The organism is Cupriavidus malaysiensis, from assembly GCF_001854325.1.
GTDB lineage: Bacteria > Pseudomonadota > Gammaproteobacteria > Burkholderiales > Burkholderiaceae > Cupriavidus > Cupriavidus malaysiensis.
The window spans coordinates 3,092,564-3,108,995 of the sequence record NZ_CP017754.1; the positions used below are offsets into that span (position 1 = coordinate 3,092,564).

A 16,432-nucleotide genomic window follows, 5' to 3' on the forward strand; every position below is an offset into this window, starting at 1 on the left:
CCGCCACCCACAGGTTCATCAGGTCGTCCATCTGCCTCCCCTACTTCGTCTCTTTGATCGCAAACCCGAGCGCTGCCATCAGGTGGCGCTTGATCCGATAGGCCTCTGTGATCGCGCCCTTGCTGTCCTCGATCGTGTCCAGTTCGGCGCCGGCCTCCCGGTACACGAAGTCAGCCACATAGCGCAGCGGCGGCCTCTTCCGGCCCTGAATCACGACTGCCGGCGCCAGCTCGAAGGCCACCTGGCGCCGCAGGCCGCCGATCAGCCCGGCACGCTCCATCAGCCGGAGGTGGCTGTACCGCTCCATCTCGCGCTGGCTGTCAAACTTCTCGCCGTTCAGCGTGACGCGGCGGTTTCCGTACTTGCTCTTGCCGCGCGCCGCGCCGCTCGCATGTCCGATGCCAGCTTGACCGCCGCCGGCCGCCCCCTGTGCTTCTCCACCTTCTCCAGGAACTCGGTCACCCGCCCGTCCGGCAGCGGCGCCAGCCAGCGCACCTCGCACTCGTGCCGCCACACCTCGTCCGATCGCATTGCGCCGCCCCGTCATGCCGTTGCATCCAGCGGCGGATGGCCGTAGAAGTACTCGTGGACGCTGGCATAGGCCGACGACTTTGTGCGCAGCAGGTCGGCCAGCAGAGCCTGGCGCCACGGACCGTCCCCGGCGTTCTTGAAGACGCCAACCTTGTAGCGCTGGAACTCCTCGCCCGGCTTCCTGGCCCGCCACACGTCGGCGCCCTTCGCCTCGATGCCGGGGGCGGTCTCCCACCAGGCCGCATCGCTGCCCACCGGCGCGCCGCCAGCTGCGGCTGGCTGCTGGGGCGCGGCCTCGTCGAGCCAGCGTGCGCCGTTCAACCAGGTTGCCGGGTGCGGGATGAACTTGCCCTTCTCCTCGCGCCACTCGGGCTGTGCCGCCTGCTTCGCGATGGCGGCAAGCAGCATCTCCAGCTTGCCCTCGTCGACTTGCAGCTTGGCGAAGGCCTTCTCGGCGTCTGCCTTGGCGGCCTTCTTCGGGTAGGCCTGCCAGAACCGGTCGAACAACGCCGACGACTTTGCAGCCTTGCCGCCCCTCGCGGGTGCGCCCTGACGGTTCCCTGATGGTTCCTTTGTAGGTTCTTTACGGTTAGGGTGCATCTCCTGCGGGGGTCCCCCGCATTTGCTGCGGGGGTGGGGTGCATCTCCTGCGGGGGTGTGGTGCATATCCTGCGGGGGTGCATTTCCTGCTGGGGTGCGCGCCGTGCGGGGGTGCATTTCCTGCGGGGGTGAATATTCTGCGGGGGTGACGGTGTAGCTGGTGCTGCGACCAGTCGTCCGCTTCGTCTGCAGCGCGCCGGCATCTTCCAACCACTTGATTGCGGTCTGCACGGCCCGCTCGCTCGCGCAAACCCGCTTGGCGATCGTTGCAATGGCCGGCCAGCATACGCCCTGGTCATTGGCGTTATCCGCCAGCGAGATCAGCACGGCCTTCTGGGCGATCGACATCCCCTCCAGGGGCCAGCACTGGGACATGATGATCGTGCTCATGGGAGGCATCCCCTCATCCGAGGGATAACTAGTTGCAGCCTGCACATGCCACATTTGATTCGCCATTGAAGGCGCACATAGGAGACAGTGATGGCTGACGACCTGAAGAAGAAGGACGGGCGCGACCGCGCGAAGGTGAACAAGAGCGAAGCCTGGGAAGTCAACCAGGTAGCTAAAAAGCATGGCGTGACGCCAGCAGTAGTGAAGAAGGCGTTGGAGAAAGTTGGCCCCGTTCGAACTCGCGTTGAGCAGGAAATCAAGAAGAGCAAGTAGTTCATCGCGCGGCCACCTCCAGGATGCCGCACTCAAAGAGCCGCCCTATCGTCTTCCGATGGGCGGCTTCCCACATTTGCTCGCGCTCGACACGCGTCATGCGCCGGCCCTGATCAAGTTCCGCATGACACGTGTAGCAAAGCGCTGCGATGCGATAGTCATGGGCCTTGATCCCGCGCCCCTTGCCGTCACGCAGCTGGTTTGAATGCGCCGCCACCACCGTGCCGTCCTGGCTGTTGCAGTGCTGGCACGGGAAGGACCGGACGGCCTCGAGGAGCCTCTGGCTACGGAACATCATCAGAACAAGCTCCCTTGCGGATGCGGCCGGCGAACCGGGCGAATCGTGCGGCCGGTGACCTTGCACGGGCGCGCCGGCGCCTGCTCAAGCTGGCCCAGCTTCTGCCGCAGCTCATTGACACGCCCGCTCACTGTGTTGATCGCCAGGCCCGTCGCCTTGCAGATCTCCTGCAGCGAGTAGTCCCGCGGCCAGACGCCGATGGCCTCCATGATTTCCTGCTGGATCCGCCCCAGTTCGCCGGAGGCGCGCATCCGGTCATAGCTCCTGATGCTGGTATCCGCCACTGCGGTATGCATGTCGCCCTCCTATGCAGCTTTGGCCTTAGCCGGCCGGTACTTCTCGTCCTTGAACCCCGCGTTCCACTCCAGGTGCGCGTCGCTACCCGGCGGCCAGTGGGGGTTATCCTCGGGCTCAAGGCCCAGGCGGAATGCCTCAGCCCCTGCCTCGCGCACCACAGCGCGCGGCATCAATTCGTGGAGCATGTGTGCCCTCCCTCGTGGTAGCCCCGCCGCGGCGCCTCGCCGGCCTCGCGGGGAAAATTCAGATGCAACGCGGCCAGAAGCCTGTCCAGGCAGTCACTGCCCAGACCAAGCCATGACGCCATGGCATCGACGCTGGCGCGCTCGTGCAGCAGCAGCGCGCGCGCCTTGCCGCTCGCCCACAGCACCCGCTCCTCGCGGAACTGCTCGCGAGCCACGAGAACCAGGTCCAGGAGCCAATGCGATACGCATGCAGCGAGGAGCGCGCATTCAGCACTCGCCCAACGGCCTTCCCGATGGTGCGGCGAGCAACGCTGCACGATGGTGGTGAGCTGCGGCGCCGTGACGCGCATGAAAGCGGGCGCCTCGCTGTCCTGTGGGCGCAGATTGATCGGTTCGCGGATCACTGTTCGCCCCCAGTTGCTGTCCCAACTTGTCCCACTTTGGGCCGCCGTTCGAATGCAATCACCTCCGGGTGAAGGTCGCCGTAAGCGCTGCGCAGGATGTAGTAGCCGAGTAATTCCGGCGTAGTGACGCCCTGCTCGACCGCTTTCAGCACCAATTGCCTCGCCTCTTCCATCGGGAGCAGCGCCGTCGCCGTCGCCAGGGGCTTCTTGTCAACCCCCTTCATGCCGCCACCTGCGTCCCAAAGTGGCCCAGTTCGTCACTGACGCCTGCGATGGGAGCGGGCAAAGTGCCTACAGCGCCGAACAACGCCACTTCGGCGATGCGGGCCAGGGCTGCGGAATCGCTCTCGATCCCATAGACCTGCTTGTAGACCTGGAGCGCGTCGTAGGCACGGTCGCGCAGGCGTGTCTTGACCTCGTTCCGATACTCGCTTCGACGTGACATTTCCTCTTCTCCGCTGCGTGCGACAAACCCAGGAGCCAGCCATGAGCCTGTCTTCGAATGCCGGGGCGATGCCCGGAACCTCTGAGCAAAGGGGGATCGGTGCCAGCAGCAAGACTCGCCGCCGGCCAGGCGCCAGAACGGCGCCTCTGCTTTGGACTTCCCCCGGCCCGGGCGCCGTTGCGCCCAGGGTTACCGCTCAACTACTGGCGGCTCCCCCTGTTCGTGGGGGCTACCGCCTTCTTATGTGGCGCGCGCCCGCGGCCATGGAACAATCGAGATCTCTCACCTTCTCAACTACCCACGACAGGGGCGCGCATGACAACCTTCTTCCACGTGACGTCTGCACCCGTAGCGGTCGGCAGCGTGATCGAGCCAGGCAACTGGGGCAACCTGCTGAACCAGTACCGAATCGGCGCTCAAAACATCAAGCCGCTCGGCAATCCGTGGCTCCTTTCCAGGGAACTCGCCTTCGAGCTAACCCGCAGCTCTATCCCTCAGTTCCGCTCAAAGCCGAGCCGCTTGAACTCGTGCTTCTTGTTCACCGACATTGGTCACGCCAACAACCACATGAACACGCAATCGGAGCTGGCCACTCGGATCTTCATCGCCGAGATAGTCGACCCCTCGGCCGCAAGCCATACCGGGGACTACGAACTGATCAACTTGCCGGCGTCGGACTTTCTCCCTGCGATCACGCAGCACGCTCAACGCTATTGGGCTGGCGAATCGCCGCGCGTGCCCGAAGTGCTCACCGAATCCCCTATTCGCCTCGTCAGCGTCGTCAATGGCTGGCCCAACCAATTCAAACCCTCCGCGGAGTAGATGGGTTCACGCCGGGGCAGCCATCGCATTCCACGCCCTCGCCGGACTTCCTGGAACAGCGGAAGCCGGCATCGAAGTGCGAGTCCAGCCAGAAGTGGTGTTTGCACTTCGACACGGCAATGCGTCGGTACGCTGACTGCCGAACCTCTGCGATCGCCGCATCCCTGGCCGCATGTATTGCTGAAGCGATTGCCTCGGCATCGCCTCGCGCATCGATGCTGATGGCCTGGCTTATCGACGGCTGCTCTCGATTCAGCGATTCCAATGCCGGCCGGATCAACCACAGCACGAAGCGCGCGTACAAGGCCTTCATTTCCCTTCCTCCTGGTGCGTTCCGTTTGGTGGTTGGGTGTCGTCGCTCGCATCCTGCCTCCAGCCACCACGCTGACCTGGCAGTTCCAGGTAGATCTGATCCAGAGTCGCCTCAACACCCCGGGACTTCGCAAAGTCCACGAGGCGCAACGCCTGACCAATCGACATAAGGCATAGCCCCCGTTCGCATTGCGAGATCGCAGACTGCCCAATGCCTATCGCAGCCCCAAGCTTCGCTTGCGATAGGCCGAGCTTCTTTCGCAGTTCAGTGAGACCGTTCATGCACGAATAGTAGTCCGACTGCTAAGTAAGGTCAACAGTCGGACTGTTTGCCAAAAATTAGACCGACTAATATCTTTCGGCCCATGCCCGCCCAACCCCTAACCGACGACCAGAAACGCGACGCCGAGCGCCTTACTCGCCTCTTTAAAGATTGGCAACACGCGCGACGCGCGCAGGGCGAGCCATCCTCTCAGGAGTTCGCCAGCGAACTCCTCGGCTTCAATCAAAGCGCACTCAGCCAATACTTGCGTGGCAAGATTCCGCTGAATGTCGCCGCCATGTTGAAGTGGTGCGCCCTTCTGCGCTGCGACCCGTCAGACATCAGTCCTGATCTTGCCGAAAAGATGCGCGAGATTGCGGACCAGGTTCCAGACAAGATCGATAGCGAGTTTGCGCTAGTACGTCGTCTTGACGTCAAGGCGTCGGCCGGCCCTGGGCGGCTTGTATTCCTTGCCGGCGAAAAATCACGGCTGGCGTTCCGGCGTGACTTCCTTCGTGATCTTGGCCTATCGGAGAAGAATGCGGCGCTAGTCGACGTCGAAGGGATCAGCATGGAGCCCACGCTGCCAGATGGGGCAATCGTACTCATCAATACCCAGCAGGAGCCGATCAGGTATGGAAAGGTCTACGTCGTGGTTGTCGATGGCGAAGTCGTCGTAAAGCGACTCGCGCGACGAGAGGGGGACATCTACCTTCTGTCCGACAACCCGAATAAGGACGATTTCCCGGATCGCAGGATCGCAGGCGAGTCCTTGGGCGGCTTCGAGATCAAGGGGCGGGCCAAGTGGTTTGGCTCTCGGCTATAAAGGGTTGGTACCCTACGCCATAAACAACGACAAGACAGACGACTATGGCCCTCATCGCATGCAGCGAATGCAATGCCGAAGTTAGCGATCGTGCAACAGCGTGCCCACGATGCGGAAATCCCATTGCAGCGACGCAGCATCAGGAGCCGCCCAAGCGCTCTGGCCGACTAGGGGTTGGCCTGGGCATTGTTGGCCTTGTGGGGATCTTCGTCATAGCAGCGACGATAAGTGCCAATAGCTCTCGAAGCTCGACCTCCGCCACAGCTGATGCAACTACCGGCAATGAGCTCGGGATCAAGGCTGATGATGTGGTAAAGATGGATAAGGCTTCCTTCGGTTGCGAGTTTGAGCACAAGTTTGCAGAAGCCGCCGAGCACTACAACCAGAAGGAGTACTCAGCTTGGGCAAGAATCGTCAACGACGCTCCATGGTGCTTCTCGGGTGGAGCCCTAAACCCTGAGCAGACATGGACTGTGCTGCAGGTCCGCGGGCGCATCATGCAAATCAGCCAGACCACACTTGCACAGTACAAACTCGACCCATCAAGACACAAGCACTCGTACTGGACTGCCACCTTCTGGGCGACAAAAGCAACAGATCCTAAGCCCTGATCGGTAGTGCCCGCCGCAGAGCGGGCATTCTTTTTTGAAAAATTATTAGTCCGACTGTTGACGCTGTTTAGCAGTCGGACTACTATCCACTCCATCGACGCGCCACCCGGCGCCCCCACGATGGAGATTGCGATGCCGAAGTCCCCGACACACCAGCAGATCCTGGCGATGCCCCTGCGCCAGCAGGCGCGCGCGCTGGAGGAGCAGCGCCACAAGTCCCGGATGGCCATGCTCACGCGCATGGACGCCCAGCTGGCGCTCCTCGAGGCAGAGCAAAGCGCACTCAAGGCGGCCGGGCTCGACATCCACGGTTCCGAGATCGAGACCGATGCCTTCGGCAAGATCCTGCGCCTCCCCGCCGTCGCCTTCGGCAGCGCTGAAGCGCGCCACCTCAATGCACTCCTGACGGTCGGATTCAAGATCGAGAAGCAGGACTCCTGCGGCAGCCGTGCGCATCTGCTGCTCAAGAAAGGTCGCCTTCGCCTCGGCATGAGCGTCGACACCGAGGTTCTCATCAAGGTGGATCAGGCTCGCGCCCGCGCTGCAGCTGCGCCGGCGGAAGAAGTGGGTACGGCAGCATGACCCAGCGCCACGACCCCGCGAAGATCGCGCGCAATAACCGCGCCCTCCTGATCGGCACACTGATCGCCATCGCCCTGGTTGCCGTCTCCTGCCTCGCCACGGCCATGGACGGCGCCGCCAACGCGATCCACCCGACCACCTACCGGAGGTCGGCATGATCTTCCGCATCCTCCTCGACGGCGCGCCGGCCTATACCGGCCCCTTCCCCACCTGGTGGGATGCCTACGCCAGCGCCTTCAACCGAGCAGCCCTTGCCGGCGCCCATTGCGTGAAGGTGAAGCGAGCATGACGCCGACATCCGCACAGATCGGGCTGCTGCAGCACACGCTGGGTATCAGCGAGCGTCATCGCGAGCCGCACCGTAACCACTTCGTCGCCGGCCCGGGCCACCACGACATGCCGGACCTCGAGCAGCTGGAAGCCGCCGGACTCATGGTGCGCGGCTATAGGCCCGCGTTCCTGCCGGAAAGCTCCATCGTCTTCTACACCACCGAAGCGGGCCGCGCCCTGGCAATCACGTCACTGCCGGAGCCGCGGAAGCGGACACGATACGAGGAATATCTCGACGCAGATGGATGCGCTGGAGACTCGTTCGGGGAGTTCCTTTGCGGCATCCGCCTGCCAGAGTTCGAAACGCGCTGGCATCGGGACTATGGGACGTGGAAGGAGCACTACCAGTACCGCATGTTCCGTCGCGACGGATACGGCCGCGAAGTGCAAGGCGACTGGGCCCCTACCAAGAAGGAGGCCAAGGCCAGCTACAAGGCCGCGCTCAAGGCCCGCCGGCAAGCCATGCACACGACCGCCTGGAGCCCGGCATGAGCATGCCCGACTTCCTCTCGCGCACGCTCAAGAACAACGCCGAGTTCGCGCGCCGCGCGCGGCCGGCCGCCGCCACGCCAGGGCCCGTCCCGCCGATGGCGGACATCGTGCGCATCCTCAACGCGGCCATCAACACCGGCAACTTCTACGGCGTCGCGGCCCAGGATGCCTATGCCGGCCTCGTAGACCTGCGCGACCGCATGGTCGCCGTCCTTGGAGATCACCCATGAGCGCCTTCTGCGTGTTCGGCATGACCCTCGACGCCGCTATCAAGCGCGCCGAGAAGAAGCTCGCAGGCGAGAAGCTGACGATGGACGTGTGGAAGCAGAAGGTGCACGAAGCCGCTGAGCAGATCCTGATCAGCGCGAAGCCTATCCAGGTCAGCCCTCCCTTCGACGCCCCTCAGTTCGCCGAGGAATGGATCCTCGTCGCGCGCAAGACGTCGCGCATCTACGGCGCGCGCGTCATGGTTCGCAAGCCAAAGGAGGACAAGAAGGGTAACCCAGTCATCAGCAAGTCCAGCGGCCTGCCCCTCATGGGCTGGCAGCCCTATAGGAGCGCGCCGTGAGCTACGGAGTCGCCCTCTCCTTCCACATGGTCGCGCTCTTCGCGGCATTGGCTGTCGGCGCCTATTCGCGCTACGCGCTGGCAAAGCGCCTCGACGACCTCAACGACGAAATCTAAACGGAGAAACACATGTTCACCTGGTTCCGCAACCTCTCCCTGCTTCGCCTGTCTCGCTTCCCTCATTCCGCCGCGGACGTCGCCGCCGCGCTGGCGCGATTCGCCTTCCTCCCGTGCGGCGCCTTCGATCTGGCATCGAGCGGCTGGGCCCCGCCGCTCGATGGCGGCGGCCTCGTCCGCGCCTGCAATGGCCAACTCCTGATCGCCCTGCGCACGGATCAGAAGATCCTGCCGGCGCGGGTCGTGAACGCAGCCACGAAGGCGCGCGCCGCCCAGGTCGAGCAACAGCAGGGGTTCAAGCCTGGCCGCAAGCAGTTGAGAGAGCTGAAGGAACAGATCGTCGAGGAGCTGCTCAGCAAGGCGTTCGTCTCCAGCGCCTACACCCGCGTCTGGATTGATCCGGTCAACGGCTGGCTGGCAATCGACGCCAGTAGCGCCAGCAAGACAGAGGATGTGCGCGGGATGCTGTTCAAGTCGTTGGACCCGCTGCCGGCCATGATGCTGCAGGTCAACCACTCGCCCGTGGCGGCCATGACCGAATGGCTCGCCACCGACACCGCGCCGGCCGGCTTCACCATCGACCAGGAGCTGACGTTGGAATCGAGAAGCGAGCGTCGGGCGACCATTCGTTACGCCCGCCACCCACTCGACGTCGCCGACATGGGCCGCCACATCGCCGCCGGCAAGCGCTGCACCCGCCTTGCAATGACCTGGGACGACCGTGTCTCCTTCGTCCTGACCGACGCCCTGACCATCAAGCGGATGGCGCCCCTGGACGTCATCAAAGAGCAGGCCGACGCCACGCTGACCGGCGAGGGAGAGCGGTTCGATGCTGACTTCCTGATGATGTCCGCCGAGTTGGCGACGCTGCTCAGGGATCTGACGGATGCCCTCGGAGGCGAACGCAAACCCGAAGAAGATATGAGGGAGGCGGCATGACGGAACAACGTGAGCACGAGGCGCTGACGACGGCGGAAGATGTCGCTGCATTCATCGAGCGCGAGGCGGAACCCGCAGCGCTGCCGGCGGCCGATGGCTACGGCGATACCGAATTCGGCTACACCTTCGTTGGCATCGATTTGGAAGAAGGCGACAAGCGGTTGATGGCGATGTTGGTGCGCGCCCTTGGCACCGATCATCCGGCCATTGATGACATGACGGCACTGTTGTTCCGTTCGCGTGCCCTCGCCCTCTCCCCCGACAGCGCGGCGGCGCGTGATGGTGAGCAGCAGTACCGACTGCTTACCCATGCTGACGTGATCGAGGACGGAGACGAGTGGCTCCAGACGGATGCACGCACTTGGCGCACCGACGTGAACGGGATTTGGGTCGGGCGGAACTATATCCCCGGCGCGCTCATGCCTGCTCGCCGGCGCACCGACGCAGCCCTGGCTGCCCAGCGCGAAGGAGGTGCGGCATGACGAAACAGGACTACGTGATTCTGGTATCGCCGTCAGAGCCTCGCGGATGCCTCGGCCTGAACAGCGACGAAGATGATGCCGGGCAGAGCGCTTTACCTCCCCGGACAGGCGACATTGCTAGTGCTCTGCATTTTGGGAAGTTCTCCGACGCCAGGCGTGCAGTGCGGGAAGCTGCGAAGCGTTACCCCAGCTATTCGTTCCGGATCGACGTGGCTCCGGCTGCCCAGCGCGAAGGAGGTGCGGCATGAACTCCATCGATCATGCCAAGTGGGAAGTTCAGGAAGCGCTCGATCATGCCGCATCTGCTCTTGTGCGGGCTGAGGACGCTCAGCGGCGTCTCAACCGAGATGACCTAAATCGCTGTATCGAGCACCTCGCTCGGATGAAGGAGCAGGCCGAATGGGCGGTGACGAAGGCGCAATGGGCGATCGACAGGATCAAGAAGATACAGGAGGCGTCGTGATGCGGTGCGCGAATTCGCAACCTGGATGGTTCAACGGTGAGTGCGGCAGGCCAGCGGCTTGGATAGGTGCTCATGAGTCCGGGCACCGCCAGTACTTCTGTCACCTATGCAAAGACGATGGGTATGAAGCAGCATCTGTCGTGGAGTGGCTGCCGTTGGTAGCCCAGCACGAGGGAGGTGCGGCATGATCGCGCGATTCATCGATTGGCTGTACTGGCGCACGGTGCCAACCGAATGGCTTTACCGCGATGCGATGTTCTCCAACTCAGACGGCGAGCCGATCAACGCTTCTGGCCGCGAGCTTTGCCGTCGTCTGCGCGAGGGAGGTGCGTGATGGCCAAGTTCAATGTGGGTGACAAGGTGCGCGCCAAGATCGACCTGATTGACGACCTGCGCGAGGACGGCCTTGGGTGCTACATCTGCGCGAAGGCCGGCGAAACGCTGGTGGTGCGCGGCATGAGCGAGTACTTCCCGGAACGCTACAAGGTATCGCACGAGCACATCACGGACCGTTACTTCTTCGCGGATCTGGCTGAGCTTGAGGGTGTCCAGCACGAAGGGAGCGCGGCATGACAACCATGAAGGCCTACGAGGTCTACGACGGCGGCGACAACTGGGTGATTGTCTTCGCCACCAATTCCGCCACCGCGCGCCGTGAAGGCGCAGGCGAAATTGGCTGCGAGTGGGAGAACATCGACCATTGCCGCCGCAAACCCGAACTTGACCGGCATGCACCTGGCCCAGTGCCGCCGCTCGCGCTGATCGCGGCCGGCTGGCACTACGAGTGCGGTCACTGTGGCTGCCGCGTCGACGAGGACATGGAGAATGTCGAGCCGGACCCGCACTTTGACGCATCGGAACTCGGTCCGGTGGCCGTGGGCCAGATGGTCTACTGCAGCGTCTCGTGCGCGGCAATGGAGCGAGCTGAGAGGCGATCGCGCGAGACGGCAGAGTCTGCGCTGATCGAGCTTGTGGAGACCAAGTATCCGGGTAGCAAGGTTACCCACGTCAACGTCTTCGGCCACCAGCTGGAGGCCAAGGGCGGCTACTGTCGCGCCTACTTCACCTTCCCTGGTGGGGTGCACCACGCCACCTACAAGTATGGCGAGAGCGATGCCGCGTGGGTATCCCAGTGCGATGCCGAAGCCTTCCGTCAACTCTACCGCCGCCCCCAAGACGAGGCAGCCAGTCAAGCCGCCGCCCAGCAAGAACGAGGTGCAGCATGATCCGCGACCAGTTCCTGCTGGACATCGCCCCCGAGCTGATCGTCGACAACTTCGCCGGCGGCGGTGGCGCTAGCTGCGGCATCGAGTTGGCCCTCGGCCGGCACGTCGACATCGCCATCAACCACGACCCCGAGGCCGTGGCCATGCACGCCATGAACCATCCGCAGACCGAGCACCACTGCGAGAGCGTGTGGGATGTGGACCCGATCAAGGTCACGCGCGGCCGGCCGGTGGGCCTGGCCTGGTTCAGCCCCGACTGCAAGCACTTCAGCAAGGCCAAGGGTGGCAAGCCACGCGACAAGAACATCCGCGGGCTGGCCTGGGTGGCGATGCGCTGGGCGGCGCTGGTGCGCCCGCGCGTTATCCTGCTGGAGAACGTCGAGGAATTCCAGACCTGGGGGCCGCTGCTGGCTGATGGCTCGCCCTGCTCCGCGCGCAAGGGCAAGACCTTCCGCAGCTTCGTGCACCAGCTGCAGGAGAAGGGCTATGCGGTCGAATGGCGCGAGCTGCGCGCGTGCGACTACGGCGCGCCCACCATCCGCAAGCGCCTGTTCCTCGTCGCGCGCTGCGACGGCAGGCCCGTTGTCTGGCCCGAGCAAAGCCACGGCGCTCCAAGCAGCCCGGCGGTCAAGGCTGGCAAGCGCTCGGCCTGGCGGACGGCGGCCGAGTGCATTGACTGGTCCATCCCCTGCCCGTCGATCTTCGAACGCGCCCGCCCCCTCGCCGAGGCCACGCAGCGCCGGATCGCGCGCGGCCTGCGCCGCTACGTTATCGATTCGGCCAAGCCGTTCGCCGTCCGATTGCCTGAAAGCATCGAGGCGCCCTTCATCACGGAATGCGCAAACGCATCAACGCAGCGCACGTTCCATGCCGACGAGCCTCTGCGCACCCAATGCGCTGAGGTCAAGGGCGGTCACTTCGCCCTGGCTGCAGCCACCTTGGTGCAGACCGGCTACGGCGAGCGCGCCGGCCAGGCGCCCCGCGCGCCCGGGCTCGACAAGCCGCTCGGTACTGTCGTAGCAGGCGGCGCTAAGCACGCGCTCGTGTCCGCCTTTCTGGCCAAGCACTACGGCGGCAACTACACCGGCCCCGGCGTGTCCCTGGGCGCCCCGGTCGACACCATCACGACCACCGACCACCACGCCCTGGTCACGTCGAACCTCATGGTGAACACGACCGGCCACTCTGGCGGCGCCACAACGGCACCTGTCCCCACGCTGACGACCGGCAACCATGTGGCCGAGGTCCGCGCCTTCCTAGTGAAGTACTACAGCGAGGGAGGCCAGGACCAGGACTGCCGCGACCCGATGCACACCATCCCCACCAAGGACCGCATCGGCCTGGTGACGGTGGCCGGCGAGGAATACCAGATCGCCGACATCGGCATGCGCATGCTGGAGCCGCACGAGCTGTACGCGGCCCAGGGCTTCCCGGCCAGCTATGTCATCGCGCCCGTGATCGACGGGCGCCGGCTGCCGAAGCATGCCCAGGTTCGCATGTGCGGGAACAGCGTCAGCCCGCCGATGGCGGCCGCGCTGGTGCGCGCCAACGTGCCCGAGCTGGCCAGCTGGTCGGCGCGCGAGGCGAAGGAACGGAGGATCGCGGCGTGAAACTACTCACTACGCGGTATAGGCGCGACATCGTAGAGCGACGCTACGTGCTCATGCACGGCAGACACTGCCGCAGTCGTGTCGAGATCCTTGGGGGCCCAGTCGTAGCCTGTCGCCTCAGCAGCATTCGCCCCAATTGGCATCAGAAAGATATGGAGACCAGGCTTGTATCCGTAGTGACTCGGGAGGCGGCTGTTCATCTCCGCGATGAACTCCTCCACAGAAAGCTTCTGCTTCGCCATGCTGTTGTCCTCGCAAATGAGCAAAGCGTAGTGGCGTCAATCGAGCCGATCGATACCACTTCCGCAGGGATCGTAGTCATCGAACAGCCACGGATAGTCGTCCTTGGTGACTTCGCCATTCGCAATCATTTGACGAATGTCGGCCTCGGCCTCCTCCATTTCCTCCTGCAAGGTAGGTCTGCCCTTCGCAATCCTGACGGCGTCTATCGCGTCCATTTGGCTGCGCAACTTCGCGCCGATCGCGGCGATTTGGAGGGCGGCCGCAGTGCCCAGCTCTTCTTCGAGCTTCTTGTCAAAGAACTTGCTCATGGTCGCCATATCGGCACCGGCTAGCAAAGATGTAGGGCATTCAGGCAATACAGGAAAACGCAGAACGCATCGTCGAATTGACCCGCCAGGCATGGCGGATTGGAGTGAAATATGCAGTCGCTCACCCTCACCGTTGACGAGATCGTGGAGGCCACTGGCTACCGCCGCGCCGCCGAGCAGCTTGCCGTGCTACTCAAGGCCGGCGTTCCCGCCGACCGCCGCCCGGATGGTAGCGTGCGCGTCTGGCGCCACCACATGATGGGCATCGGCGCGCCCAAACAAGCGAAGGCTCCACGTCGAAAGCCCGAACTCGCCTCTGACAGGAAAGCAGCATGATTGGTCGCCGCAAGAAGGCCTCCCCTTTACCCTCGCGGGTCTATGAGAAGAACGGCGCCTGGTACTTCGTCGACATCCGGCGGAAGTGGCACAAGCTCTGCCGCGTCAGCGAAGGCCTCACGGCCCTATACACCGCCCTGGCCAATTTCAGCCGGGACGCGGACGATCGCCCCACCGACACGATGCCTGCACTGATCGACGCGTGGTTGCTTGCGAGGCTGTCGAAATACTCACCAAAGACGCAGGAGGAGTACCGGCGCATGGCGACGTTCATTAAGGCAGAGTTCGACGGGCAATGGCGCGTCGAGGACGTTGAGCCGAAGGACGTGGCACGCTTTCTCGACAAGCACTTCGAGGCGAAGCCGAACGCCAGCAACAAGTACCGCGCGCTGCTGTCGGTCATGTTCACCTTCGCGGTACGCAAGGGTCTGCGCAACGCCAACCCGGTGAGTGAGGTGGCCGGTGCCACCGAGAAGAAGCGTGACCGCTACATCACCGACGCCGAGTTGGACGCCGTGCGCGCTGCAGCTCTGGTTGGCAATGACGACAAGCCGACGCCATCCGGGCGCGCCATCGTTGTTGGGCGCAAAGTAATAATGAGCCACTTCGCGCGAAGTAAATCTGAGCCACCTTTCAGTACAGTCAGCCTTTTGCGCGCAAAGGCTGGCGATGCTCCAGAAGGAACAGTGGATGCAAATCCATGTGCTCAAAGCCCAAGGCGTATCGGAGCGCGAGATCGCGCGGCGCCTGGGTATTTCTCGCAACACGGTGGCGCGGTACCTGTCGGCCGAGGACGTGCCGCGCTACAAGCCGCGTGAACCGCGGCCAACCAAGCTCGGAGCGTTCGAGGCGTACATCCTCGATCGCATGAGCGCCGCAGCACCCGAGATCATCGCTGCGCCGGCGCTGCTGCGCGAGCTGCGTGCGCGCGGCTACGAGGGCCAACTGCGAAGCCTGCAGGCTTTCATGAACGCGCATAAGTCCGTGCCCAAGCCAGACCCGGTCGTGAGGTTCGAGACCGAGCCTGGCCGGCAGATGCAGTGCGATTTCGTGGTCTTCCGCCGAGGCACCGACCCGCTTTACGCCTTCACCGCCACGCTCGGGTTTAGTCGGTGGCGCTGGGCACGCTTCACCACCGATGAACGCGCCGAGACGCTGGTCGCCTGTCATCATGCGCTGTTCGAAGCCTTGGGTGGCGTTCCTCGCGAGATCCTTTACGACAACGCCAAGACTATCGTTGTCGAGCGCGATGCATATGGCGACGGTCAACACCGCTGGCACGCCGGCATGCTCGATCTGGCCAAGCGGTACGGCTTCCTACCCAGACTGTGCCAACCGTACCGCGCGCAAACCAAAGGCAAGGTCGAGCGATTCCACCGCTACCTGCGTGGCAATTTCTATGTGCCGCTGGCGAGCCAGCTCAAGCAATCCGGCTTGATGCTCGATGCCGTGACTGCGAACGTCGAGGTGAGTAAATGGCTGCGCGACGTGGCTAACCAGCGAGTGCATCCGGTTACAGGGCTGGCACCCGCGATTCTGTTGGAGCAACGCGAACGGGCTTGCTTGCGCGATATGCCGGGTTACGCGGTGCCCCGATTGCCGGCTCGTGCCGTCGCTCGGCCACGCGTTGATCCAGCAATGTCGATCCAGCACCCGTTGTCCGTCTACCAGCAATTACTGACCGAGGTGCGCGCATGAACTTGCAGCAGGAACGCATCGACGGGCACTGCCAGAGTTTGAAGCTCGAGGGGCTCATGCACCGATACGTCGCTCTGGCCAGCGACGCGGCGGCCAAACAATGGAGTTTCCTCGATTTCCTCGAGAACGCGCTCGCGCACGAACGAGAGACGCGGCAAGTTCGTTCGCGGCAAACACTGGTGCGCATGGCGGGGTTCCCCGCTCTCAAGACACTGGATGACTACGACTACAGCTTCGCCGTCGGGGCCCCGCGCAAGACGATCGACGAGCTCGCCACCCTGCGCTTCATCGAACGGGGCGAGAACGCCGTGTTGCTTGGCCCGTCAGGCGTGGGCAAGACGCATCTCGCGATAGCGATCGGATACGCTGCAACGCAGGCCGGCATCAAGACGAAGTTCATTACGGCGGCGGATCTAATGTTGCAGCTCGAGGCCGCACGCCGACAGGAGCGATACGACGCCGTACTTCGACACAACATTCTCGGCCCGAGGTTGCTCATCGTCGACGAGATTGGCTATCTGCCACTCTCGGGAGATCAGGCCAGCCACTTCTTCCAGATCGTCGCCAAACGCTACGAGCGCGGTTCAATGATCCTGACCAGCAACCTGCCGTTTGCGCAGTGGGACGAGACCTTCGGTGGCAACACCACACTGACTGCAGCGATGCTCGACCGCATCCTGCACCATGCCCACATCATCCAGATCAAAGGAGACAGCTACAGACTGAGACAGCAACGTCAAGCCGGTCACGTCTCGTCATCGAAGAAGTAACGACTGGCTCAGT

Annotated in this window: 33 protein-coding genes; 22 read left to right on the plus strand and 11 right to left on the minus strand. The window is 63.5% G+C overall.

All coding sequences use genetic code 11. The features are described 5' to 3' along the window. Positions 1-40: 40 nt before the first annotated feature. Positions 41-547: a DUF1064 domain-containing protein gene (locus BKK80_RS13860; RefSeq protein WP_084545587.1), complete on the minus strand. Its 507-nt coding sequence runs from the start codon at positions 545-547 to the stop codon at positions 41-43. After that, on the minus strand, positions 544-1,521 hold the full coding sequence (locus tag BKK80_RS35620; RefSeq protein WP_084545654.1) for a helix-turn-helix domain-containing protein: 978 nt from the start codon (positions 1,519-1,521) through the stop codon (positions 544-546). The genes BKK80_RS13860 and BKK80_RS35620 overlap by 4 nt, the downstream gene beginning before the upstream one ends. Positions 1,522-1,611: 90 nt before the next feature. On the opposite strand from BKK80_RS35620, the gene BKK80_RS13875 reads away from it, so the two are divergent. Beyond that, entirely contained in the window at positions 1,612-1,794 is a 183-nt protein-coding gene (locus tag BKK80_RS13875) for a DUF3606 domain-containing protein (RefSeq protein ID WP_071069965.1), read from the plus strand. 1 nt (position 1,795) lies between these two features. Here the strand turns inward: BKK80_RS13875 and BKK80_RS13880 are convergent, their stop codons facing one another. The 5 genes from BKK80_RS13880 to BKK80_RS13900 all read right to left on the minus strand — a co-directional run bounded on the left by BKK80_RS13880 (position 1,796) and on the right by BKK80_RS13900 (position 3,423). Then, positions 1,796-2,092 (minus strand): DUF1364 family protein, encoded by a 297-nt coding sequence (locus tag BKK80_RS13880; RefSeq protein WP_071069967.1) that lies wholly within the window; start codon positions 2,090-2,092, stop codon positions 1,796-1,798. Then, positions 2,092-2,388: a LexA family transcriptional regulator gene (locus BKK80_RS13885; RefSeq protein ID WP_071069970.1), complete on the minus strand. Its 297-nt coding sequence runs from the start codon at positions 2,386-2,388 to the stop codon at positions 2,092-2,094. Before BKK80_RS13885 ends, BKK80_RS13880 begins: the two co-directional genes overlap by 1 nt. A gap of 170 nt (positions 2,389-2,558) precedes the next feature. Then, positions 2,559-2,978, minus strand: a complete 420-nt coding sequence (locus BKK80_RS13890) for a hypothetical protein (RefSeq protein ID WP_071069972.1) — start codon at positions 2,976-2,978, stop codon at positions 2,559-2,561. Next, complete coding sequence (locus BKK80_RS13895; RefSeq protein ID WP_071069974.1) at positions 2,975-3,202, minus strand: hypothetical protein; 228 nt, start codon at positions 3,200-3,202, stop codon at positions 2,975-2,977. Before BKK80_RS13895 ends, BKK80_RS13890 begins: the two co-directional genes overlap by 4 nt. Then, complete coding sequence (locus BKK80_RS13900) at positions 3,199-3,423, minus strand: hypothetical protein (protein ID WP_071069976.1); 225 nt, start codon at positions 3,421-3,423, stop codon at positions 3,199-3,201. The genes BKK80_RS13895 and BKK80_RS13900 overlap by 4 nt, the downstream gene beginning before the upstream one ends. 315 nt (positions 3,424-3,738) lie before the next feature. Between BKK80_RS13900 and BKK80_RS13905 the strand changes: the two genes are divergently transcribed. Beyond that, entirely contained in the window at positions 3,739-4,245 is a 507-nt protein-coding gene (locus BKK80_RS13905; protein WP_071069978.1) for a hypothetical protein, read from the plus strand. On the opposite strand, the gene BKK80_RS13910 is transcribed toward BKK80_RS13905, so the two are convergent. Continuing rightward, positions 4,226-4,558 (minus strand): hypothetical protein, encoded by a 333-nt coding sequence (locus BKK80_RS13910; RefSeq protein ID WP_071069980.1) that lies wholly within the window; start codon positions 4,556-4,558, stop codon positions 4,226-4,228. The genes BKK80_RS13905 and BKK80_RS13910 overlap by 20 nt on opposite strands. Then, entirely contained in the window at positions 4,555-4,839 is a 285-nt protein-coding gene (locus BKK80_RS38000; RefSeq protein ID WP_084545588.1) for a helix-turn-helix domain-containing protein, read from the minus strand. The genes BKK80_RS13910 and BKK80_RS38000 overlap by 4 nt, the downstream gene beginning before the upstream one ends. Positions 4,840-4,922: 83 nt before the next feature. On the opposite strand from BKK80_RS38000, the gene BKK80_RS13915 reads away from it, so the two are divergent. The 16 genes from BKK80_RS13915 to BKK80_RS13965 all read left to right on the plus strand — a co-directional run bounded on the left by BKK80_RS13915 (position 4,923) and on the right by BKK80_RS13965 (position 13,064). Then, positions 4,923-5,645 carry a LexA family transcriptional regulator gene (locus BKK80_RS13915; protein ID WP_071069982.1) on the plus strand — a complete coding sequence of 241 codons (723 nt, stop codon included), beginning with the start codon at positions 4,923-4,925 and terminating at the stop codon, positions 5,643-5,645. Positions 5,646-5,689: 44 nt separating this feature from the next. Then, a complete protein-coding gene (locus tag BKK80_RS35630) occupies positions 5,690-6,256 on the plus strand; it encodes a zinc-ribbon domain-containing protein (RefSeq protein WP_084545589.1) in 567 nt (188 codons plus the stop codon). 132 nt (positions 6,257-6,388) lie between these two features. After that, a complete protein-coding gene (locus BKK80_RS13920; protein ID WP_071069984.1) occupies positions 6,389-6,838 on the plus strand; it encodes a hypothetical protein in 450 nt (149 codons plus the stop codon). Next, positions 6,835-6,996, plus strand: a complete 162-nt coding sequence (locus BKK80_RS36505; protein WP_157903237.1) for a hypothetical protein — start codon at positions 6,835-6,837, stop codon at positions 6,994-6,996. The genes BKK80_RS13920 and BKK80_RS36505 overlap by 4 nt, the downstream gene beginning before the upstream one ends. Beyond that, entirely contained in the window at positions 6,993-7,127 is a 135-nt protein-coding gene (locus BKK80_RS37760) for a hypothetical protein (protein ID WP_257786730.1), read from the plus strand. The genes BKK80_RS36505 and BKK80_RS37760 overlap by 4 nt, the downstream gene beginning before the upstream one ends. Next, complete coding sequence (locus BKK80_RS13925) at positions 7,124-7,660, plus strand: hypothetical protein (protein WP_071069986.1); 537 nt, start codon at positions 7,124-7,126, stop codon at positions 7,658-7,660. The genes BKK80_RS37760 and BKK80_RS13925 overlap by 4 nt, the downstream gene beginning before the upstream one ends. After that, positions 7,657-7,890, plus strand: a complete 234-nt coding sequence (locus BKK80_RS13930) for a hypothetical protein (RefSeq protein WP_071069988.1) — start codon at positions 7,657-7,659, stop codon at positions 7,888-7,890. The genes BKK80_RS13925 and BKK80_RS13930 overlap by 4 nt, the downstream gene beginning before the upstream one ends. After that, positions 7,887-8,228, plus strand: a complete 342-nt coding sequence (locus BKK80_RS13935) for a hypothetical protein (protein ID WP_071069990.1) — start codon at positions 7,887-7,889, stop codon at positions 8,226-8,228. Before BKK80_RS13930 ends, BKK80_RS13935 begins: the two co-directional genes overlap by 4 nt. A 128-nt stretch (positions 8,229-8,356) precedes the next feature. Continuing rightward, positions 8,357-9,283, plus strand: coding sequence for a recombination-associated protein RdgC (locus BKK80_RS13940; RefSeq protein ID WP_071069992.1), 927 nt, complete (start codon positions 8,357-8,359; stop codon positions 9,281-9,283). Further along, complete coding sequence (locus BKK80_RS13945; RefSeq protein ID WP_071069995.1) at positions 9,280-9,765, plus strand: hypothetical protein; 486 nt, start codon at positions 9,280-9,282, stop codon at positions 9,763-9,765. Before BKK80_RS13940 ends, BKK80_RS13945 begins: the two co-directional genes overlap by 4 nt. Further along, the gene (locus BKK80_RS36510) at positions 9,762-10,013 is read left to right on the plus strand and encodes a hypothetical protein (protein WP_157903238.1); all 252 of its coding nucleotides are present in this window, start codon (positions 9,762-9,764) and stop codon (positions 10,011-10,013) included. Before BKK80_RS13945 ends, BKK80_RS36510 begins: the two co-directional genes overlap by 4 nt. Continuing rightward, positions 10,010-10,228 (plus strand): hypothetical protein, encoded by a 219-nt coding sequence (locus BKK80_RS13950; RefSeq protein ID WP_071069997.1) that lies wholly within the window; start codon positions 10,010-10,012, stop codon positions 10,226-10,228. Before BKK80_RS36510 ends, BKK80_RS13950 begins: the two co-directional genes overlap by 4 nt. A 184-nt stretch (positions 10,229-10,412) precedes the next feature. Further along, on the plus strand, positions 10,413-10,562 hold the full coding sequence (locus tag BKK80_RS36515; RefSeq protein WP_157903239.1) for a hypothetical protein: 150 nt from the start codon (positions 10,413-10,415) through the stop codon (positions 10,560-10,562). Then, positions 10,562-10,801, plus strand: coding sequence for a hypothetical protein (locus BKK80_RS13955; protein WP_071069999.1), 240 nt, complete (start codon positions 10,562-10,564; stop codon positions 10,799-10,801). The genes BKK80_RS36515 and BKK80_RS13955 overlap by 1 nt, the downstream gene beginning before the upstream one ends. Beyond that, a complete protein-coding gene (locus BKK80_RS13960) occupies positions 10,798-11,454 on the plus strand; it encodes a hypothetical protein (RefSeq protein WP_071070001.1) in 657 nt (218 codons plus the stop codon). The genes BKK80_RS13955 and BKK80_RS13960 overlap by 4 nt, the downstream gene beginning before the upstream one ends. Further along, positions 11,451-13,064 (plus strand): DNA cytosine methyltransferase, encoded by a 1,614-nt coding sequence (locus BKK80_RS13965; protein ID WP_071070003.1) that lies wholly within the window; start codon positions 11,451-11,453, stop codon positions 13,062-13,064. The genes BKK80_RS13960 and BKK80_RS13965 overlap by 4 nt, the downstream gene beginning before the upstream one ends. Positions 13,065-13,066: 2 nt before the next feature. Here BKK80_RS13965 and BKK80_RS13970 read toward each other — a convergent pair whose 3' ends face one another. Both BKK80_RS13970 and BKK80_RS13975 read right to left on the minus strand, forming a co-directional pair. After that, the gene (locus BKK80_RS13970; RefSeq protein ID WP_071070864.1) at positions 13,067-13,306 is read right to left on the minus strand and encodes a hypothetical protein; all 240 of its coding nucleotides are present in this window, start codon (positions 13,304-13,306) and stop codon (positions 13,067-13,069) included. Positions 13,307-13,342: 36 nt separating this feature from the next. Next, positions 13,343-13,615 (minus strand): hypothetical protein, encoded by a 273-nt coding sequence (locus tag BKK80_RS13975; RefSeq protein ID WP_157903240.1) that lies wholly within the window; start codon positions 13,613-13,615, stop codon positions 13,343-13,345. Positions 13,616-13,726: 111 nt separating this feature from the next. Here BKK80_RS13975 and BKK80_RS13980 point away from each other — a divergent pair, with 111 nt between their 5' ends. Genes BKK80_RS13980 through istB form a run of 4 tightly spaced genes read left to right on the plus strand, consistent with a single transcriptional unit; the run spans position 13,727 to position 16,419 of the window. Continuing rightward, the gene (locus BKK80_RS13980; RefSeq protein WP_071070007.1) at positions 13,727-13,951 is read left to right on the plus strand and encodes a DUF4224 domain-containing protein; all 225 of its coding nucleotides are present in this window, start codon (positions 13,727-13,729) and stop codon (positions 13,949-13,951) included. Next, positions 13,948-14,769: a phage integrase central domain-containing protein gene (locus BKK80_RS37460; protein ID WP_236903684.1), complete on the plus strand. Its 822-nt coding sequence runs from the start codon at positions 13,948-13,950 to the stop codon at positions 14,767-14,769. Before BKK80_RS13980 ends, BKK80_RS37460 begins: the two co-directional genes overlap by 4 nt. Next, positions 14,654-15,649, plus strand: coding sequence for an IS21-like element ISBcen13 family transposase (gene istA, locus BKK80_RS13990; protein ID WP_236903751.1), 996 nt, complete (start codon positions 14,654-14,656; stop codon positions 15,647-15,649). The genes BKK80_RS37460 and istA overlap by 116 nt, the downstream gene beginning before the upstream one ends. After that, positions 15,646-16,419, plus strand: a complete 774-nt coding sequence (istB, locus tag BKK80_RS13995) for an IS21-like element ISBcen13 family helper ATPase IstB (RefSeq protein WP_006482411.1) — start codon at positions 15,646-15,648, stop codon at positions 16,417-16,419. The genes istA and istB overlap by 4 nt, the downstream gene beginning before the upstream one ends. The last annotated feature ends 13 nt before the right edge of the window (positions 16,420-16,432 follow it).

Bases quoted from the DNA above. Each gene is read 5' to 3' on its own strand.
- BKK80_RS13860 (WP_084545587.1), bottom strand. From the start codon at position 547: ATGACGGGGCGGCGCAATGCGATCGGACGAGGTGTGGCGGCACGAGTG.
- BKK80_RS35620 (WP_084545654.1), bottom strand. From the start codon at position 1,521: ATGAGCACGATCATCATGTCCCAGTGCTGGCCCCTGGAGGGGATGTCG.
- BKK80_RS13875 (WP_071069965.1), top strand. From the start codon at position 1,612: ATGGCTGACGACCTGAAGAAGAAGGACGGGCGCGACCGCGCGAAGGTG.
- BKK80_RS13880 (WP_071069967.1), bottom strand. From the start codon at position 2,092: ATGATGTTCCGTAGCCAGAGGCTCCTCGAGGCCGTCCGGTCCTTCCCG.
- BKK80_RS13885 (WP_071069970.1), bottom strand. From the start codon at position 2,388: ATGCATACCGCAGTGGCGGATACCAGCATCAGGAGCTATGACCGGATG.
- BKK80_RS13895 (WP_071069974.1), bottom strand. From the start codon at position 3,202: ATGAAGGGGGTTGACAAGAAGCCCCTGGCGACGGCGACGGCGCTGCTC.
- BKK80_RS13900 (WP_071069976.1), bottom strand. From the start codon at position 3,423: ATGTCACGTCGAAGCGAGTATCGGAACGAGGTCAAGACACGCCTGCGC.
- BKK80_RS13905 (WP_071069978.1), top strand. From the start codon at position 3,739: ATGACAACCTTCTTCCACGTGACGTCTGCACCCGTAGCGGTCGGCAGC.
- BKK80_RS13910 (WP_071069980.1), bottom strand. From the start codon at position 4,558: ATGAAGGCCTTGTACGCGCGCTTCGTGCTGTGGTTGATCCGGCCGGCA.
- BKK80_RS38000 (WP_084545588.1), bottom strand. From the start codon at position 4,839: ATGAACGGTCTCACTGAACTGCGAAAGAAGCTCGGCCTATCGCAAGCG.
- BKK80_RS13915 (WP_071069982.1), top strand. From the start codon at position 4,923: ATGCCCGCCCAACCCCTAACCGACGACCAGAAACGCGACGCCGAGCGC.
- BKK80_RS35630 (WP_084545589.1), top strand. From the start codon at position 5,690: ATGGCCCTCATCGCATGCAGCGAATGCAATGCCGAAGTTAGCGATCGT.
- BKK80_RS13920 (WP_071069984.1), top strand. From the start codon at position 6,389: ATGCCGAAGTCCCCGACACACCAGCAGATCCTGGCGATGCCCCTGCGC.
- BKK80_RS36505 (WP_157903237.1), top strand. From the start codon at position 6,835: ATGACCCAGCGCCACGACCCCGCGAAGATCGCGCGCAATAACCGCGCC.
- BKK80_RS37760 (WP_257786730.1), top strand. From the start codon at position 6,993: ATGATCTTCCGCATCCTCCTCGACGGCGCGCCGGCCTATACCGGCCCC.
- BKK80_RS13925 (WP_071069986.1), top strand. From the start codon at position 7,124: ATGACGCCGACATCCGCACAGATCGGGCTGCTGCAGCACACGCTGGGT.
- BKK80_RS13930 (WP_071069988.1), top strand. From the start codon at position 7,657: ATGAGCATGCCCGACTTCCTCTCGCGCACGCTCAAGAACAACGCCGAG.
- BKK80_RS13935 (WP_071069990.1), top strand. From the start codon at position 7,887: ATGAGCGCCTTCTGCGTGTTCGGCATGACCCTCGACGCCGCTATCAAG.
- BKK80_RS13940 (WP_071069992.1), top strand. From the start codon at position 8,357: ATGTTCACCTGGTTCCGCAACCTCTCCCTGCTTCGCCTGTCTCGCTTC.
- BKK80_RS13945 (WP_071069995.1), top strand. From the start codon at position 9,280: ATGACGGAACAACGTGAGCACGAGGCGCTGACGACGGCGGAAGATGTC.
- BKK80_RS36510 (WP_157903238.1), top strand. From the start codon at position 9,762: ATGACGAAACAGGACTACGTGATTCTGGTATCGCCGTCAGAGCCTCGC.
- BKK80_RS13950 (WP_071069997.1), top strand. From the start codon at position 10,010: ATGAACTCCATCGATCATGCCAAGTGGGAAGTTCAGGAAGCGCTCGAT.
- BKK80_RS36515 (WP_157903239.1), top strand. From the start codon at position 10,413: ATGATCGCGCGATTCATCGATTGGCTGTACTGGCGCACGGTGCCAACC.
- BKK80_RS13955 (WP_071069999.1), top strand. From the start codon at position 10,562: ATGGCCAAGTTCAATGTGGGTGACAAGGTGCGCGCCAAGATCGACCTG.
- BKK80_RS13960 (WP_071070001.1), top strand. From the start codon at position 10,798: ATGACAACCATGAAGGCCTACGAGGTCTACGACGGCGGCGACAACTGG.
- BKK80_RS13965 (WP_071070003.1), top strand. From the start codon at position 11,451: ATGATCCGCGACCAGTTCCTGCTGGACATCGCCCCCGAGCTGATCGTC.
- BKK80_RS13970 (WP_071070864.1), bottom strand. From the start codon at position 13,306: ATGGCGAAGCAGAAGCTTTCTGTGGAGGAGTTCATCGCGGAGATGAAC.
- BKK80_RS13975 (WP_157903240.1), bottom strand. From the start codon at position 13,615: ATGAGCAAGTTCTTTGACAAGAAGCTCGAAGAAGAGCTGGGCACTGCG.
- BKK80_RS13980 (WP_071070007.1), top strand. From the start codon at position 13,727: ATGCAGTCGCTCACCCTCACCGTTGACGAGATCGTGGAGGCCACTGGC.
- BKK80_RS37460 (WP_236903684.1), top strand. From the start codon at position 13,948: ATGATTGGTCGCCGCAAGAAGGCCTCCCCTTTACCCTCGCGGGTCTAT.
- istB (WP_006482411.1), top strand. From the start codon at position 15,646: ATGAACTTGCAGCAGGAACGCATCGACGGGCACTGCCAGAGTTTGAAG.